Below are 15,297 nucleotides of genomic sequence, written 5' to 3' on the forward strand. Positions count from 1 at the left end.
AAAAGCGCCATGTGTTGCGGCTGGCCGCTGGCCGCTGGCCGCGCGCTGCCGGCTCAGGCCGCCAGGCCTGCGGCCAGCTGCCGCACGGTCCGGGCATTGGCGCCCTTGCCGGTGATGGCCACCGCCGGAGGGTGGGCCAGCATGCGCTCGAAGACCTTGCGCACTTCCTCGGCACCGATGCCATCGATCATCGCCAGCGTTTCGGCCACGGATGTCACGCTGCCATGGGCAAAGAGGTCCTCGACAGCCCGCTCCATGGTGGCGTAGGTCCGCTCGCCCGCGCGCACCCGCGAGACCGCCAGCTGGTTCTTGGCCCGCTCCAGATGCACGGGGTCAATGCCGGCCGCCTGGGCGCGCAGCAGGCCGCCTGTCGCTGCCACCAGCGCTTCGAGCTTGTCCGGCGTCGTGACCGCATGCACGATGAAATTGGCCCAGACGTCACCGCCCTCCATCGCCGCATAGGCCGTATAGGCCAGTCCGAGCCGCTCGCGCACGGTATCGACCAGGGGCGACGACATCCCCTCGCCCAGCAGATGGGCCGCCAGCGAGGCCACGAGACGCGCACGCTGCGGATGCTCGCCCTGCAACGGCTCGAACACCAGGGGATAGGCCAGGTTCACGAACACCTGGGACACCTGCGTGAAGCGTTGCGCCAGGGCCTGCCCCACATACTTTGCGGGCTGAGGGGGCAACGCCACAGCGGGATCGGCCGACGCAGGCATGCCGGCGAACAGCTGCGCCGCCTGCTCCAGCCAGGCCGGCACATCGAAGTTTCCGGCCGCGACGACGACGGTCTTTTCTCCCACGTAATGGGACTGCACATGGCGCACCAGATCCTGCCGCGTGAAGCCTTCGATATTGGCCACCGTGCCGATCACCGGCATGCCCATGGGGTCGTCGCCCCAGATGGCGCGGTCCAGCAGATCGCCGGCGCTGTCCTCCGGGTCCTCTTCGTACTCGATGGCCTCCTGCCGGATCACCTGCAGCTCCCTTTGCAATTCATGCTCGGGAAACACGCTGTTCAGCACGATGTCCGCAATCATTCCCAGCAAGGCCTGCGCATGCCAGCCCAGGCCGGTCATGAAATAGCCGGTGATGTCCTTGCCGGTGAAGGCGTTGACCTCCGCACCCAGCCGCTCCGCATCCAGGTTAATCTCCTGCACGGAACGCGTGTGCGTGCCCTTGAACGCCATGTGTTCCAGCACATGGCTGATGCCGTTGCTGGTGGAGGTCTCGTCGCGGGAGCCCACGCGCAGGAACACACCCACGCTGACGCTCTGCAAATGCGGCATGGGCAGAGCCAGCAGCCGGACTCCGTTCGCAAGAGTGCGCAAGGCCATGGCAGGCCGCTCCAGTTCGGTTGCCGCCAGGGGCTTTTCTTGAATCATGGGCTATTGTCGTCGCGCTCCAGAGGATGCGCAGGGCAGCCCTCTTCAGCCCTCTTTCATGTGCCTGTGCTCAAAGCTGCGGGGAGCTCTGGCCCGGCCGACCTGCGCGTTACCCCACCAGGCGCCGGAACGACGCCCGAAAATCGATGGGCTCCAGGTGCAGCTGGTCCGCCAGCGGCCCGTTCAGGATGTAGAGCCTTGGTTCCTCCCGGAACTGAAAAACCCGGTAGAGATGGAAGGCATCCCCGGCCTCTGCTGCGAAATCCAGTTCGTTGCGGCTGATGATGAAGGACGAGGCATGCCCGCCATTGGTGGTCTTGACCTCGATGAAGCGATGCTCGCCGGGCCGCTCATGCGAGAGGATGTCGTAGCCGCTCCCGTCGCCGAGCCGGTCAGACACCCAGTCCAGCTGCTGGAAAAGCTCCGGATACCCGGCATGGACAAGTCGCCGCTGCTCGAATCCGATGACCCACTGCTCTCCGGCACGGCCAAGATGCCGGTTGGCTTCATCCCGCTGGGCCCAGTTCGTCTTGCGTGGAAATCTGACCTTGGCGCCGTCTTTCGCCAACTGCGCCACTGTCTCCAGCGCAGGCGGTTCAACCAGGCAGGCATGAAAGCTCTGCTCAGCAGACGTCTTGACCTCCTCCATCGCATCCACCACACGGGAAACCAGGCCCGGCTGATTCAGGACGAACTGCTGCACCGCCTGACGCAACAGAAGCTGAGCGTTGCTCCGGGGCTTGTAGCCGCGGATGAAGGGCAGCTCCAGGTCATGCAGGACGGCGCTGATGTTCTGGAACTTCAGCTCCACCGATCCCTTGCTGCGCTCACGCAGCCGCTGGCGCAACTGCGCATTGAATTCGGTCTTGGTGTAGCGCTGCTGCTCGGCCTCCAGCAAAAGCATCTCGAAATATGACGCGACCGTGGCCTGCACCTCATCGAAGGTCCAGTCTTCACCAATGCGCACGACATCGAAGCCCAGATGCTGCAATCGAGGAACGACGGTGGCCTCTCCACCGGAGAAATCAGTCGGCTTGAGCGGTCCCTCCTGCGGGAACTGATGGCCGAACGCAGCTCCGACGATGGCCTTGGAGTCGCATAGCTGCCCGGTTCTTGCATTGCGAACCAAGAAATCGCGCGATTTTCCGAATCCGTATCGCTTCAGGAATGCCGTCCGACCAAGACGTGAAAACTCGTCCAACGCCGCCTGAACGGCCGCAGGACTTTGAAGGCGAGAGATTTCAACAGCCATCAGCGTTTGGGAGAAGTATCTTCATGCGGAATCAATACCCACGGGCTAGGTCCGCAGCAGCACACAGCAAATTGCAAAGAAATAGTACTTTACGTTACAAACGCATGCTTGGTCTGGTAGCAGCCATGTCTTTCATGGGGAACACTGGACTTCGTCTGTCTGCGCGCAAGTGCTTGCACCTGGCCTGGGAATCAGGCGGCTAGTTCTTACATCCAAGCCTCGCCCGGGCTCAGAATCTTCCTAGGCGCAGCGATACTTCAGGTCTCTGAGTCCTAGGAACTGCAGAATAGGTAACAATCCGTTCCGAAAGGGTCTGGATGTGGACAAAAGTCTGATTGACGTGACGGGCGCGGTACACGCGCTGAGGCAGTTTGCGCAAGAGCGGGAGTGGCAGCAATTCCATTCACCCAAGAATCTGGTCATGGCTCTCTCGGGCGAGGTGGGTGAGTTGACCGAAATATTCCAATGGATGACCGAGGCCGACTCTCATTCGGCCGCCTCGAATCCTAAAACCGCCTCGGCGGTACGCGACGAACTGGCCGATGTCGCCCTGTACCTCATCCGCTTGGCGGATGTGCTGGACGTGGACCTCAACGCAGCCATCGCCAGCAAGCTGGCTTCCAACGCCGCCAAATACCCTGTCGAGGCGTCGCGCGGCGTCAGCACCAAATACGACCAGCTGCCCGAGCCATGATCGTTTATCAGGCCGAGAAGACACAATTCCTGCTCGACTACGACGAACGCGATATTGAAGACGTCATCTACGCGAAGTACCAGGCAGCGACTCACCGCAAGGTAGCCAAGGCGGAGATCCGATCATGGCGCGAGTCGCTGGGCTACATTGCCCGCCTTCTGCGTGACCCGGAAATCGCACCCGACATCGGGGTCGCTGTCGAATTCATCCTGCCGCAATCGTCAAAACGCATCGATGTCATTCTTGCCGGACATGCCGACGACGGCTCTCGACGGCTGGTGGTGGTCGAACTCAAGCAATGGTCATCGGTCGGCGCCACCGACCGCGATGCCATCGTGCTTTTGCGCGGTGGAATGCGCCCTGACCAGGCGCGCATTCACCCCAGCTACCAGGCGTGGTCGTACACGGCATTTCTGGAGGGGTTCAACGAGGCCATCTATGACGGCGGGCTGCAGCTGAAGCCTTGCGCCTACCTGCACAACTATGCCGCCGATGGCATCATCGACTCCCCCCAGTACCAGCCCTATATCGAGCGGGCACCTTTGTTCCTGAAAGGTGATGAAGACCGCAAGAAACTCCGCGAGTTCATCAAACAGCACATCCGGCATGGCCGAGGCCGCCAGGTGCTGTTCGATCTTGAACGAGGAAGGATGCGGCCATCCAAAGCGCTGGCGGATGTGGTCGGCAAGCTGCTGAAGGGCAACAGCGAGTTCGCGCTAATCGACGACCAGAAGGAAGTGTTCGAGGCTGCGAAGGCCGCATGCCGCCAGGCCAGCGCCAGCGGCAGGCCTCGCGTCTTGATCATTGAGGGCGGTCCTGGAACCGGCAAGTCGGTGATCGCCGTCAACCTGCTTGCGGCTCTGCGCGAAGGCTTGACCGTCAAATACATTTCCAAGAACGCTGCCCCACGCGCTGTCTATAGCGACAAGCTGATACAGACGCGCGACAACGCACATCTGGTCAATCTTTTCGGCGGATCAGGCTCCTTCACGGAAACCGTGCAGGATGCCTTTGATGTCTTGGTCGTGGACGAAGCACATCGCCTAACCGAAAAAAGCGGCTTCTATGGGAATCTGGGCACCCATCAGGTCAAGGAGCTGATAGAAGCTGCCAAGTGCAGCATCTTTTTCATCGACGAAGACCAGCGCGTGACTCTCAAGGATGTAGGTTCCAAGGAGATCATCCGCAAGTTTGCAGCCGAGCGGAATGCTGAGGTAGAGGAATATTCGCTGACTTCCCAATTTCGGTGCGCCGGCTCCGACGGCTATCTGGCCTGGGTAGACCATACGTTGCAGATCCGAACTACCGCCAACCCTAGCCTTGCAGATATTCCGTTTGACTTTCAGGTGTTTGACGACCCCTCGGATCTGCACAAGGCCATCGAGACGAAGAACGCCAACAACCGGGCACGCGTTGTGGCTGGTTACTGCTGGCCATGGAACAGCAAGAAGAATCCCAAGCTTATGGACGTAGTCATCGGAGACTACGAGCGCCAATGGAATCTGGACCAGGACGGCAGCCTCTGGATCGTGGCACCGAACTCTGTGGCACAGGTCGGCTGCATACACACCTGCCAGGGGCTGGAAGTGGACTATGTGGGAGTCATCATCGGGCCAGACCTGACCATCATGGGCGACACGCTGGTGGCAGTGCCCCGAGCCAGGGACAGACATGACAAGACCATGAAGGGATTCGTGAAGATGACGAAGGAGCAGCCTGCCGAGGCCGCACGGCTGGCGGAAAGCATCATCAAGAACACCTATCGCACCTTGATGACCCGTGGCATGAAGGGGTGCTATGTGTATGCCACGGACGCGAAGCTGAGGGCATACCTGCGCGAGCATTCGGCTATTCCAGCATCCCACTGAACAACGGCGGGCGGGCAGAAAAAAGCCCGCAGTGCCGCGGGCTTGATTCGGAAATACGGCCGGACGACCCCGGCCGTTTCCTATTGCGCAATCATTCCCACTCCATCATCAACAAGACGCCCAAACCCGCGTGGTTAAAGGGATTGGCTGTGATCGACATGGGGCCTTACCGTCGCTTTTACCGACAGAAGCGCACATCTTTTGCTGGCGCGGGAGATGGAGCGATTTGCGGGAGAGCAACTCTAGCGACACCATCATCAATCAACTGGAAGGATACAGGAAGTCGGCGCCAGTTTCCGCTTGCGTGTCACGATCCGGTCGTCAAGTCAAGCGTTTGCTTTGCGCGCTGCCAGTTTTGCTTCAAGCAGACGATAGGCCCGCTTCTCATCCAGCTTCGGCAGGTTCGGCTCGTTCTGCAAGAGATCAGCCAACACCGGCGTCACAACATCGAACAGTGCAGACAGCAGCGCTTCGCCGACTGCGCGCGGCTCTGCAAGGTCCTCCAGTAGTCCCGACATTTCGCCGTGGGCGAGCTTGTTGCGGCCTTCTCGGTAGACCTTGTGGACGGCTGCATCCACCGTAAGCGCGCCCTCGGGTACGGTCTCACCCTCAGGCTTGAGCGCGGCTTCGGCGAATTTTGTCATATCGTTCGCCTTGCCGCTTGCGCCCGACAGCCCGTCAGCGGCACAGCCATAGTTGACCACTGCCATGAAGTCGGAAGCCTCGCGACGAGCTTCACCGACCCAGTACAGCGCATTGGCCCAGCGTTCGACGAGATGCAGCGCATGTCCGCTTCGTCGTCCATCGACGTAGCTCTGCAAGATGCACCCGGCAGCATCCAGGAAGGATTGCTCGCCCGCCATCTTGGCAGCCAGCGCACCCGGACGTCCGCCAAGGCCAGGCATCTGTACGCTCGACCCATGCAATATCCGTCCGTCTAGCGTGGTCGCGAACCGGTCCTCTGCAAAAAGATGCTGCCGGCCGGCTTTCGTAAATCGTCGCGCATCCTCGATCTGGAATCTCAGTCCGATTGCGTCAATCGCAAGTCCCACCACCACCGACGCTTTGAAATGAGACCGCGCATGCTCATGCCCTTCCATCCGGATGGTCGCTACCCAGCTGTAATGCCGCAGCGTGCGCAGAACATCCAACGCATGCGACGCACGGCGACCACTCTCGGCGGCAGTTGATCGAGCGGTCAACTCATCCATATCCAGTTCACGAGACTCGACATGGTGGATGAGTTCTCGAACTTCCGAGTCCTTGACAAAGGAATCGAGCCATTCCGCTCTGGGCAGGAATCGCACTGGTCCCACGGCGAATGCCGGCACGGCTTGATCCGAGTGAAACAGATGGCATGGGATATGCCAGTCAACGTCGGGACTTGCACTGGTGGCAAGTTGCTGCAGGCGAGCTTGATAGTCGTCGGCGAGCACAGCGTAAAAATCGTCACCGAGCACCACGTCCTGCTCATTCTGGCCGTCCGATACTGTTGGAAGGTGCGATTGGCCGTCGCGGAGCGTGTCCCCGATGGCCTGGAACGAAAGCTTCATGAACGCCTCCCGGTCAATTGTCTGGCGCAGCGCTTCGCGTGATCTCCAGCTTTGCTGTGACAGCAAGTGAGCTGCGTCCACGCCAGCTTGTGTGATCCGATACTGCCCGCCTTGCGACACCGGAATGGCAAGCGGAACCAAGGGGTTCGCGCTGAGGGCATGCCACTGTGCAAAGGTCATCGCATTCGCCGTGATCACGTCCTCGACGATGGTCTCCATGAGCTTCCCAGGCGGCGTCTCTTTTGCACCACCCGAGCTTGCAAACTTGTTCTCTCTTACCATCTCTCCCTCCTGCTTAGCCCAATATGGGGCTGGCGCTACACACAACCAGCTTCATTGATCCGCGGGTCATGGCCACATACAAGTGCTGTGCGCTCATGCCCTCCGTATTCAGCACCACCGCCACTTCCGCCTCCAGCCCTTTGAGCAGAAGCGTGCTGCCGACCGCACGCTTGGGCAACGGGCGGCCCAATAATCGATTCTCTTCGCGCACTCGCCTGGCAGCCTCCGCAAGCGGGACGTTTCCTGCCGAGGCCCCACGCATCGCCTTGAGCACGCCGTAAAGAATGGCGGGCCGATGCACGCGCACGTTCGGCATTTCGCGCAACTCCGACAACAGTGTTGCAGCAGCGGCGATGGACGGGCCGCGCTGGAACGCCAAGGCACTGCTCTCCGCTGTGGAGGGCGGATTCCTTGCGGTTCCTCGAGCCAACGACTCCAGACGCCGTGTCAGCTCTGCGACACCCACGTTGGTCATGACGCTTTGCGCCAGCGCCAGCAACTGCCCCATGGCCCCCGCAGACGCAACATCGAAATCGTTGCCGAAGGTGATGAGGTCTTGCAAATCGACTGCCTCAACGGTCGAGGCCCCTGGCGTCTGGCTTGCAAAGTTCTGCTGGCTCGAACGGTTGCGGCTGTCAGCAATGATCAGCACGCGCCCGTCCGCGGTGGGCGGCAGCGTCCGCGCGGCAGCCAGTCGCTGCGGGTGGTCGTTGGGCGGGATGGTCTGAACCCACGTCACATGTGCTGGTGGTCCGGTGCGCAGATCCACCGATTGACCAGCCACGAACAGACGGCGGGCCTCCAGCAGCCATTGTCCGAGTGCTTCCGCACCGGCATTGCGCCACCGCCACGGCGTGGCCAGTTCCGCCACGACCGGGAAATGCGCGCACACTTGCTGCTCCCAGTTGGCCAAGGCGTTGCCACCGAAGCCGAAGATGCCCTGCATCGGATCGCCAAGCACGCAGGTCGGCAGGATCAGCGAGAGAAAGTAGACGAGATAGTGCTGAGGCACCGAACAGTCCTGGTACTCGTCAACAATGAGGTGCGCATAGGACGCTCTCAGTACCTCGCTGATGTGCCCGGCCTGCAACAGCTTCCAGGCGAATTCGCGGATCGCTGGGTAGTCTCGCGCCGGCGTGGCGAGTCGCAGGATGTCCGGGTCATGACCGCTGCGACCCGGAAAGCTCGCAATCAACCGAATGGCCCAGCCGTCGATGGTGCTCAATCGATAAGCACTGTGTGGCACACCGGCACGGTCCAGACGGCCACGAAGCGCCGCCACGCCAGCGTTAGTGTGCGTGAGCACGAGAATGGGCTTGCGACCTCCGTGCGCGGCCAGGGCGTGGGCAATCAACTGCGTCTTGCCGCACCCGGCCGGTGCCGTAACCGTGCCGCGGGCAATCGCGCGCAGGTCGATTTCAGCGGGGCCCATGAGCAGCCCACGCAGATACCTGGTCCACCAGTGCCTTGAAGCCTGGATCGCATAGCGGCAAGTCCGGCGCCACGATGCTCCTTGCTACGTCCTCCATCCAGGAGATGGACTTGAACCAACCGGCCTTGCGGATGCGCGCCGCCTGCCCGAGCAAGGCTCGGTTTGGCATTGACAGCGCTTGCGTGTTCTGGATTTCGTCCCAGACGGCCTGAACGGTCAGCGTGTTGTTAGAGACCGTGCGCAGGTGTTCGTGAATCAGGTCGCCATGCAGGTCGTGGGCATATTTGATCAAGTGCTGGCAGGCCACCGGCGTGAGACTGCCAAACAGTTCGTCCTCCAATGCGCGGCCTGCGCGGTAGGCGACGACCGCACCACCGCCCTGCAGAAATGCCTGCTCGACGACAGGCGTGGGCTTCTTGTCGTCATCACGTACCACCATGACCCTGTAACCCAATGACTGGAAGGCCGCCGCGCGGGCATAGGGCCGGTCGGGCTCGCCACCGCCACAATCGACCATGGCAATGCCCTGTGCTGCCAGCGACACGCCGCCGTGTTCGACCCGGTGCAAATCCAGACCACGCAGGAGTCCGATCTCGCTGGCCCCTTCGCACACGATCACGGAGCCAGCCAGAAAGGCCTCGGGATAGAGGCGAATGGTGCTCTGCGTGTCGTTATCGGTCCCCACCATGCGGGACTCGTGGCCGTGAAGACTGCGGCGCAGCACGAAAAGCTGGCCGCCCGACAACTCCCTGAGTGCCACTGGAGAATGCGTGGTGAGGAACGCCTGCAGCGGGGCCGCTTCCTTCGCTCCGAGAGAGCCGAGAAACCGGGCGATGCGGTGCGGCTCAAGGCCGTACTCTAGCTCGTCCGAAAGGACGATCGTCGTCTGACTGGCCGCTTTGCGCTGCAGACCGGCAACCAGCAGGCGCGTGGACCCGACGCCGAGACTGCGAAGCGGGATGCCGCCCTCGTTGTGCAGAGAGATGGTCCCGCCGCCGAACGACACGGAATGCGAGTCGAGCAGTGCCCTCGCCTTCGCGCCAATGTGGACGCCGAGTTCCTGGGCGGTCGCGGCGACGATCCCCAGCGCTTCTCCCAATTGCTGCTCGGCCTGGTCGCCAAAGGTGCCGCGCGCATCCCGTGCAGCCTTCACGAGTGCCGCCGACGCATCAGCGCGTTCTTCCGAGATGCGGTTCAGGACCGAGCCCCGCTGCCAAGCCAGGTTGTAGTCAGCGAGCGCACCGATCCGCGTCGGCGCCAAGGCCAGACGGTCCTTCCACGCGAGGGTCTTCACCAGACCTTGCTGGGCGGCGCGGTCGGAGATGAGAGTCCAGGATGGCTCCAGGTCGCTGGCGACGGTCAAATTCAAGCAGAGAACCACTTCTGCACCGGCGGACGGCTCGTCTTCTACGAGGCCCGTGGCGGCGTGATAGCCGCGCAGAAACGCACCGAAGCTCTCCAGCGTACTCATGCTGTCATCCAGCGCGCCCAGCGTCAGCGTGATGCTGATTGGAGCGGTGATGTCTAGGCCGAAAAAGTCAGCGTCGGAAATTTGGACATTGCGCCTAGCACCCAAGCACAGATCGATCGCATCCAGCACTGTGGATTTTCCGCTGTCGCCCGTGCCGATCAAACAATTGATGCCAGGCGATGGACACCACACCAGTTGCTGAATGCCACGGAAGTTGGCTATCTCGATTTTTCTTATTCTTGCCATTGGGTGCCCCTGTGATGGTGTGCGGCTTTTCCCGCTTTAGAAAGTTTTGGTGAGGAAGCACTGCTGCGCACTTTTCGACTATTTCCGCAGCCTGAAAGCACCCCTGCTGCAGACAACTAGCAGTACCTACGCTGCCAAAGCGATGACACTCGCTATCGCAATCGAGCTTGTGTGACTGGCGCTCACCAACCAATGGGCGATCCCCCGCTCACTCGCAATTTTCACCAATCGGCGGTGTAGTACGACAGCCGGTGCGCCACTCCGCTGAGAGACAACCTCGACATCCGTAAAAGCGATGCCATCGCCCCAACCCGTGCCGAGTGCTTTCAGTACGGCCTCCTTGACGGCAAAGCGCGACGCAAGTCTTTCTGTTCTGTCGCCGCCCTCATCCGCGGTAGCCAATTCTGCAGTCGTGAAGTAGCGATCCAAGAAGTCGCTCGCCTGTTTGTTTACGAGGCGAGCAAAATCCGCGGTGTCGACAACATCCACGCCATGGGCCACAACATTCCGAAAATTCAAAAGCTGCGTTTCGTCGGTCATTCCTGGGCCTCCCGTCACTAGCTCATTCGAATAGCATCAAGGATTGTGAGCAGGCTTCCGCCGAGCGCTTTTCGGTGGACCAAGAAAGGTCAGGCTCTTCGCGTCTTGATCAACCAATATCTTCCCGCCACCAGCACTCAGGACTTGGCGCCAAACCTCGAATCCGACCAAGATCGCGCGCTGCCATTCACCTAGCGACCGCTCACGTACTTCGAGGAGCGACGTCACGCCTTTGACCGTACGTAGCAACTTGTAGTCCAAGTCGGTGACACCTTCGAGCCACCGATGCTCCTTCGCGTAGTCGAAAACCAGCGCCGCAACACCCTCATCCAGAACCTGGGCTCTGCCGCCGTCCTGCACCTCGTCTACTTGAGGATCGCTCTTGCGCTTCCTTTTCAGAAGTTTCCGAATAACGGGCGACCAGCCGAGTACCGCGACGTAGCCCAGATGGAAGACGTCGTGAAATCGATAGCCATCAGGGTCATCAGCGTTGTCGGTCAAGTCGTCACCGAACTTCTTGCCGTTGACGCGCATCCGAATCTTCGTTCGCCCCTTGACGATGACCTCGCTGAGTTCAACTTCGAAACGTCGAGGCAACCGCTCGTTCTCTTCGAATTCGGCATCGAAAGCGAGCGCCCCTGTATCCTGCGGCCCCCAACGGTCCCGGGTCTTCTTCAGATTTGCTTGCGCGACATCGCTCAGTTTGAGATCGAACTTCGCAGCGACGTTTGCGATGTACCAGAGCAAGTCGCCCAACTCTTCCGACACGCGCTCCTTGAACAGGAGATGGGAATCACCATCTCGAAGGTGCTTCTTGTACTCGCTGAGCAGTTCGCCCGTCTCACCTGCCAGCCCGAGCAAGGGAACCACGAGATCGGTTCCTGCATCGCCACTTTTCTGTCGCGAAGGAACGCGATCGGTCATTTGTGCTTCTTGCTGGTAGGTGTTCAAGTTCATTACGAGCTTCCTAAGTCCAAGGTTGACTGGGCAATTGACCTGTTCGCAGACTTCTCACCCTGTTTAAGGCTGGCACGGCCCGAAAGGTCCGCCTCAATCTTCGAATTGATACCCCATTTGGGTGGATACCAAGGCAGGTCCAACGGTCCGGTGGGAGAGAACTTCTGCTTGATGCGTGTCCGCCCTGAGATGCCGGCCACGTCCGGGTGGGCCACCCGCGCGTACTTGTCAACCTCGCAAAAAAGGTTTTGGCAATCGATCAATTGCAGCCTGCGCCCCCACAGGGATTCGAACTTGATGCCGAGCCGCTCAAACTCGCGCTCCTGGTTGTCAGCCATCAATCGGATCAGCTCTGCCTCATTGAGGCCTGCGCTGTCGCTGAAGCACTTCCTGAGGCCGTCCCGAGCACCAGGGCCTGGTATGACGAAATCCATTTCCGAGAAGTCGGTGACTTCGCTGTAGTTGATGTCCGTCACGAACTGATATGCCAGAAAGTCCCCGATCGTTGGGTAGCTTCTGAGCAATTCGAACGCGGTCTGCATCTTCTTCAACTGCGCCAACTGGCCCGCAAGGTCGTCAGCCATCATTCGTTCCAGTAGGCGCAAATGGTTCTGATGCTTGGCCGTATGCCCGAAAGCGGAACCTCCGGGCGGCATGATGTAGGCGGCTGAGTAGATTCGCCCCCCTGCCCTCATCGCCTGGCTCAGAACCTTGTCGTAGTGCTCGAACTTGTAGTTCTTGAACGTGATCTCACCGAAAGTGTGTTCAAGCAACTTCCAGGTCTCGATCTTGTTGAACAACTTGAACAGCAAGGTGCGGAAGAGCACCTCGGACGTCGACTGTGGAAGATCATTGCGGTAGATCACATGCCTGATCAGATACTGGCTGACGCGATCCGAAGCGCGATACGCGTTCGTAAACTTGTGGACGGAGATCACCGGATCACTGGTCCATGGCGCGGGTTTGCCCTTCAGCCTCTGGCAGAACACGTTCTGCCGCTCCACTGCGAACCGCCAGTAGCTATCAAACACCGGCGTGACCTTGATCGGCAGCAGGTGCGTCGGACCAACGGTCGGTGCTGGAGCGGCCACAGGGTCATTCTCCGAAGGCACACAGCTCTTGCTGGTTCCAACCCTCACGCTGCAATCTCTACGTCTGTCGCGAGCACATCGCCAGTGTCAGCCTCCTGATGCTTCAGAGGAAAACTCGCACGAGCCGCAGCGATCAGCGGTTGCAGGTCCGGATCAGACTTGGAGATGCGCTCGAACTTCGCGACGCCGACAACGACATTCATTCTCAAAAGCTTGGTTTTCATTTCATGGGCCATGAAGGCGCCCAACTGGGCAATGCCGAGGTAGTTGCCATATGCCTTCACGAACAGCTGCTGCGTCGCGTAGAAGGCGTTGATGACCAGTCCCTGCTTGGTCGGCTCGAAGCTGACGTGCTGAAGGCAGGGAAACTGAAGCTGGGCGTCAGCTACATGGTCTCGGGCTGGATCAAATACGCTCGCTTGAAACATCGACCGCCGCACGCCCTCCCGTCCTTCGAACTGGGAAAGGATCCATTCGAGCTGATTGCCATCGCAAGGGCCGCGCCCATACCCGGTCATTCGCTCGAAATAGAGACCGCGGCGGTTGTCCCGCTGATTCATCGCTTGATAGCGGGGAAATGCATCCTTGTAGTATCGAAACAGCGCGGCGCGATCGCCCTGCGCGACCTGCCACAAGCGCTGCGGAAAGATCGTGAACGCCACATCGTCCACGCTGCGCATGCGTTTGGCCGAAAGCAGCGTATCGAGCGCCTCGCGGATGGCCGGCGTTTCCGGAACTGCACCCCGTTCATCGAAGCCAGTCACGCTCAGGATCAGGGGCGATATCTCGGGACCCGCGTGATCGATGACGTGAAGCACGGCCTTGGCCCAGGCTCGCGAAATGTCAGGCTCGTCGACGAGGAGCGGGCCGATCGAATGGGGAAGCTTACTCATCTGCAGTCTCCTCAAGGTGACGGAATCGAGCCAGACCAACGTACTGGCGCCGGGCGATACGGACATAGGTTGCCCACGGGGTGCCGGGTATTGCCACTCGCGTGATGCCGCACTTTGCAGCGCGGAAAAGTCGCCCGGCAGCTAACTCACGCTCGGGCACCAGCATTGAGGCGTCCACAACCACACCCGATGGAAGGAGCACAAGCGCATCCTGTTCAATGTCGAGCGTCGGCGAATTCCAGTGCTGATCCGCTACGGTGAGCGGCGTGGACACGACCTCCCCCAGCAGTTCCGTGCGGATCATCTTTGGCGTGATCCGCCCGAGGCGATCACGCTGCGCTTGGTTGATCATGTTGATGCCGTAGGCGAGGTGATTCACCAGAGTCGCCTGCCCTACACCAAAGTTGCAGGCAATGGCGTACATATCGAGGGCTGTTGCGCGATTCGGGTCCAGGCCGCGCTTCGCAAAAGCTTCTCGCAAACCAAGCGTTGGCATCAAGACGAAGGCCGCAAAGGCGTCAGCCAGAATCTCGTTCGGAGGTCGATCTGCGTTATTCGCTTGGTCTTCCCTCAACTCGTCAATGGTCGACCCGTGCCCGAAGACGTGATGCCCCAGTTCGTGCGCGCACGTGAAAGTTCGTCTCGCCAAGGGCCTGAGGACAGAGACATGAATACGCGGCTTCGGCGTTCGGTCGTACATGCCCTCCATATTGATATCGTTGAAGCGCACGGCGACGTTATGCGCCTCGCACAAACCATAGATACAGGTGGGACTCTTGAGATCCACGCCCGCCTTCACGCGCGCAGTGATCGACGCCTGCATGCCTTGCATCACCAGGGCTTTTCGCCCCGCGGCCGTTGTGTTCGAGAGCTGAGCACTCATTTACTCTCTCCTCCCTCTTCGGCGTCCGAGCTGCGCATCGACGCCAGCAGCCGTAGCAGTCGATCCAGGTCGTCGGGCTTCAGCTTGCTCAATTCGCGCGCGGCAAGCTGAAGTCGTGGATCATTCATTTCGAGTTGTTCGGCTGTTTCGCCAAGCAGCCACGAAACGGTGACGTCGTAGGTCTCCGCGAATTTCACGAGTTCTTCTGCTGAAACACGTCGATTGCCGGCCTCGATCTCGGAAATCGTCGGGCGATGCATCTGCAGCAACTTGGCCACTTGGCCCTGAGACAGGCCTGCGGCCTTTCTGGCCTCTCGCAGTCGTTCGGCGATCGCCGAACGCTGGGCGTTCGGGCTGTCCGTCATTGCGCGTTCGCCTGCTTGGGTTCAGCTACGACTTGCGCTTCTGCCAGCGCGACGACCTTTGCCACGATCTCGTCAATCGTCAGCGCGACGCAGGAATCATCCTGCCGGAAGATGTTCACGTCATTGTCGATGGTGATCCCGAGCTTCGCACCCAACATGCCAATGGCTACGGGCCAAATCTTGCTATCGAACTTCGGCAGTTCCTCGATGGGCTTCGTCGCACCACCAAGTGGTGGGCATTCAAGCTCACTCGTCGCTTGTATGTTCTGCAGGACTTCCACGAGCGTCGCCTGAATCAGAGCAGCATCCATTTGGACCTCCATATGGGCCATTACAGCCGGTAAGAATATCTTACCAAGACTTTTGGATCTCTGCAAACGGC

The 15,297-nt window shown here is 60.3% G+C and carries 14 protein-coding genes; 2 read left to right on the plus strand and 12 right to left on the minus strand.

Annotated elements, in window-relative coordinates:
- Positions 1-53 precede the first annotated feature (53 nt).
- Together GRX31_RS17890 and GRX31_RS17895 are read right to left on the minus strand one after the other, a co-directional pair.
- A complete protein-coding gene (locus GRX31_RS17890) occupies positions 54-1,340 on the minus strand; it encodes a M16 family metallopeptidase (RefSeq protein WP_034364426.1) in 1,287 nt (428 codons plus the stop codon).
- 157 nt (positions 1,341-1,497) lie between these two features.
- Positions 1,498-2,640 (minus strand): DUF3883 domain-containing protein, encoded by a 1,143-nt coding sequence (locus tag GRX31_RS17895; protein ID WP_016448214.1) that lies wholly within the window; start codon positions 2,638-2,640, stop codon positions 1,498-1,500.
- Positions 2,641-2,959: 319 nt separating this feature from the next.
- Here GRX31_RS17895 and GRX31_RS17900 point away from each other — a divergent pair, with 319 nt between their 5' ends.
- Both GRX31_RS17900 and GRX31_RS17905 read left to right on the plus strand, forming a co-directional pair.
- A complete protein-coding gene (locus GRX31_RS17900; protein WP_016448215.1) occupies positions 2,960-3,334 on the plus strand; it encodes a nucleotide pyrophosphohydrolase in 375 nt (124 codons plus the stop codon).
- Positions 3,331-5,202: a DUF2075 domain-containing protein gene (locus tag GRX31_RS17905; protein ID WP_017406803.1), complete on the plus strand. Its 1,872-nt coding sequence runs from the start codon at positions 3,331-3,333 to the stop codon at positions 5,200-5,202. The genes GRX31_RS17900 and GRX31_RS17905 overlap by 4 nt, the downstream gene beginning before the upstream one ends.
- A 326-nt stretch (positions 5,203-5,528) precedes the next feature.
- On the opposite strand, the gene GRX31_RS17910 is transcribed toward GRX31_RS17905, so the two are convergent.
- The 10 genes from GRX31_RS17910 to GRX31_RS17955 form a co-directional block, all read right to left on the minus strand.
- A complete protein-coding gene (locus GRX31_RS17910; RefSeq protein ID WP_160854013.1) occupies positions 5,529-6,974 on the minus strand; it encodes a hypothetical protein in 1,446 nt (481 codons plus the stop codon).
- 76 nt (positions 6,975-7,050) lie between these two features.
- The gene (locus tag GRX31_RS17915; protein ID WP_160854015.1) at positions 7,051-8,469 is read right to left on the minus strand and encodes a UvrD-helicase domain-containing protein; all 1,419 of its coding nucleotides are present in this window, start codon (positions 8,467-8,469) and stop codon (positions 7,051-7,053) included.
- On the minus strand, positions 8,456-10,186 hold the full coding sequence (locus tag GRX31_RS17920) for an ATP-dependent nuclease (RefSeq protein ID WP_160854017.1): 1,731 nt from the start codon (positions 10,184-10,186) through the stop codon (positions 8,456-8,458). The genes GRX31_RS17915 and GRX31_RS17920 overlap by 14 nt, the downstream gene beginning before the upstream one ends.
- 126 nt (positions 10,187-10,312) lie before the next feature.
- Positions 10,313-10,726 carry a holo-ACP synthase gene (gene acpS, locus GRX31_RS17925; RefSeq protein ID WP_160854019.1) on the minus strand — a complete coding sequence of 138 codons (414 nt, stop codon included), beginning with the start codon at positions 10,724-10,726 and terminating at the stop codon, positions 10,313-10,315.
- 36 nt (positions 10,727-10,762) lie between these two features.
- The gene (locus GRX31_RS17930; protein WP_160854021.1) at positions 10,763-11,683 is read right to left on the minus strand and encodes a nucleoside triphosphate pyrophosphohydrolase family protein; all 921 of its coding nucleotides are present in this window, start codon (positions 11,681-11,683) and stop codon (positions 10,763-10,765) included.
- Positions 11,683-12,774, minus strand: a complete 1,092-nt coding sequence (locus tag GRX31_RS17935; protein WP_337193940.1) for a nucleotide kinase domain-containing protein — start codon at positions 12,772-12,774, stop codon at positions 11,683-11,685. Before GRX31_RS17935 ends, GRX31_RS17930 begins: the two co-directional genes overlap by 1 nt.
- A 44-nt stretch (positions 12,775-12,818) precedes the next feature.
- Entirely contained in the window at positions 12,819-13,667 is an 849-nt protein-coding gene (locus GRX31_RS17940) for a thymidylate synthase (protein ID WP_202396628.1), read from the minus strand.
- Positions 13,660-14,550 (minus strand): ImmA/IrrE family metallo-endopeptidase, encoded by an 891-nt coding sequence (locus GRX31_RS17945; protein WP_160854025.1) that lies wholly within the window; start codon positions 14,548-14,550, stop codon positions 13,660-13,662. The genes GRX31_RS17940 and GRX31_RS17945 overlap by 8 nt, the downstream gene beginning before the upstream one ends.
- Positions 14,547-14,915, minus strand: coding sequence for a helix-turn-helix domain-containing protein (locus tag GRX31_RS17950; RefSeq protein WP_160854027.1), 369 nt, complete (start codon positions 14,913-14,915; stop codon positions 14,547-14,549). The genes GRX31_RS17945 and GRX31_RS17950 overlap by 4 nt, the downstream gene beginning before the upstream one ends.
- Positions 14,912-15,226 carry a hypothetical protein gene (locus GRX31_RS17955; protein ID WP_160854029.1) on the minus strand — a complete coding sequence of 105 codons (315 nt, stop codon included), beginning with the start codon at positions 15,224-15,226 and terminating at the stop codon, positions 14,912-14,914. Before GRX31_RS17955 ends, GRX31_RS17950 begins: the two co-directional genes overlap by 4 nt.
- Positions 15,227-15,297 lie beyond the last annotated feature (71 nt).

It is taken from the genome of Delftia sp. CH05, assembly GCF_009827015.1.
GTDB lineage: Bacteria > Pseudomonadota > Gammaproteobacteria > Burkholderiales > Burkholderiaceae_C > Comamonas > Comamonas tsuruhatensis.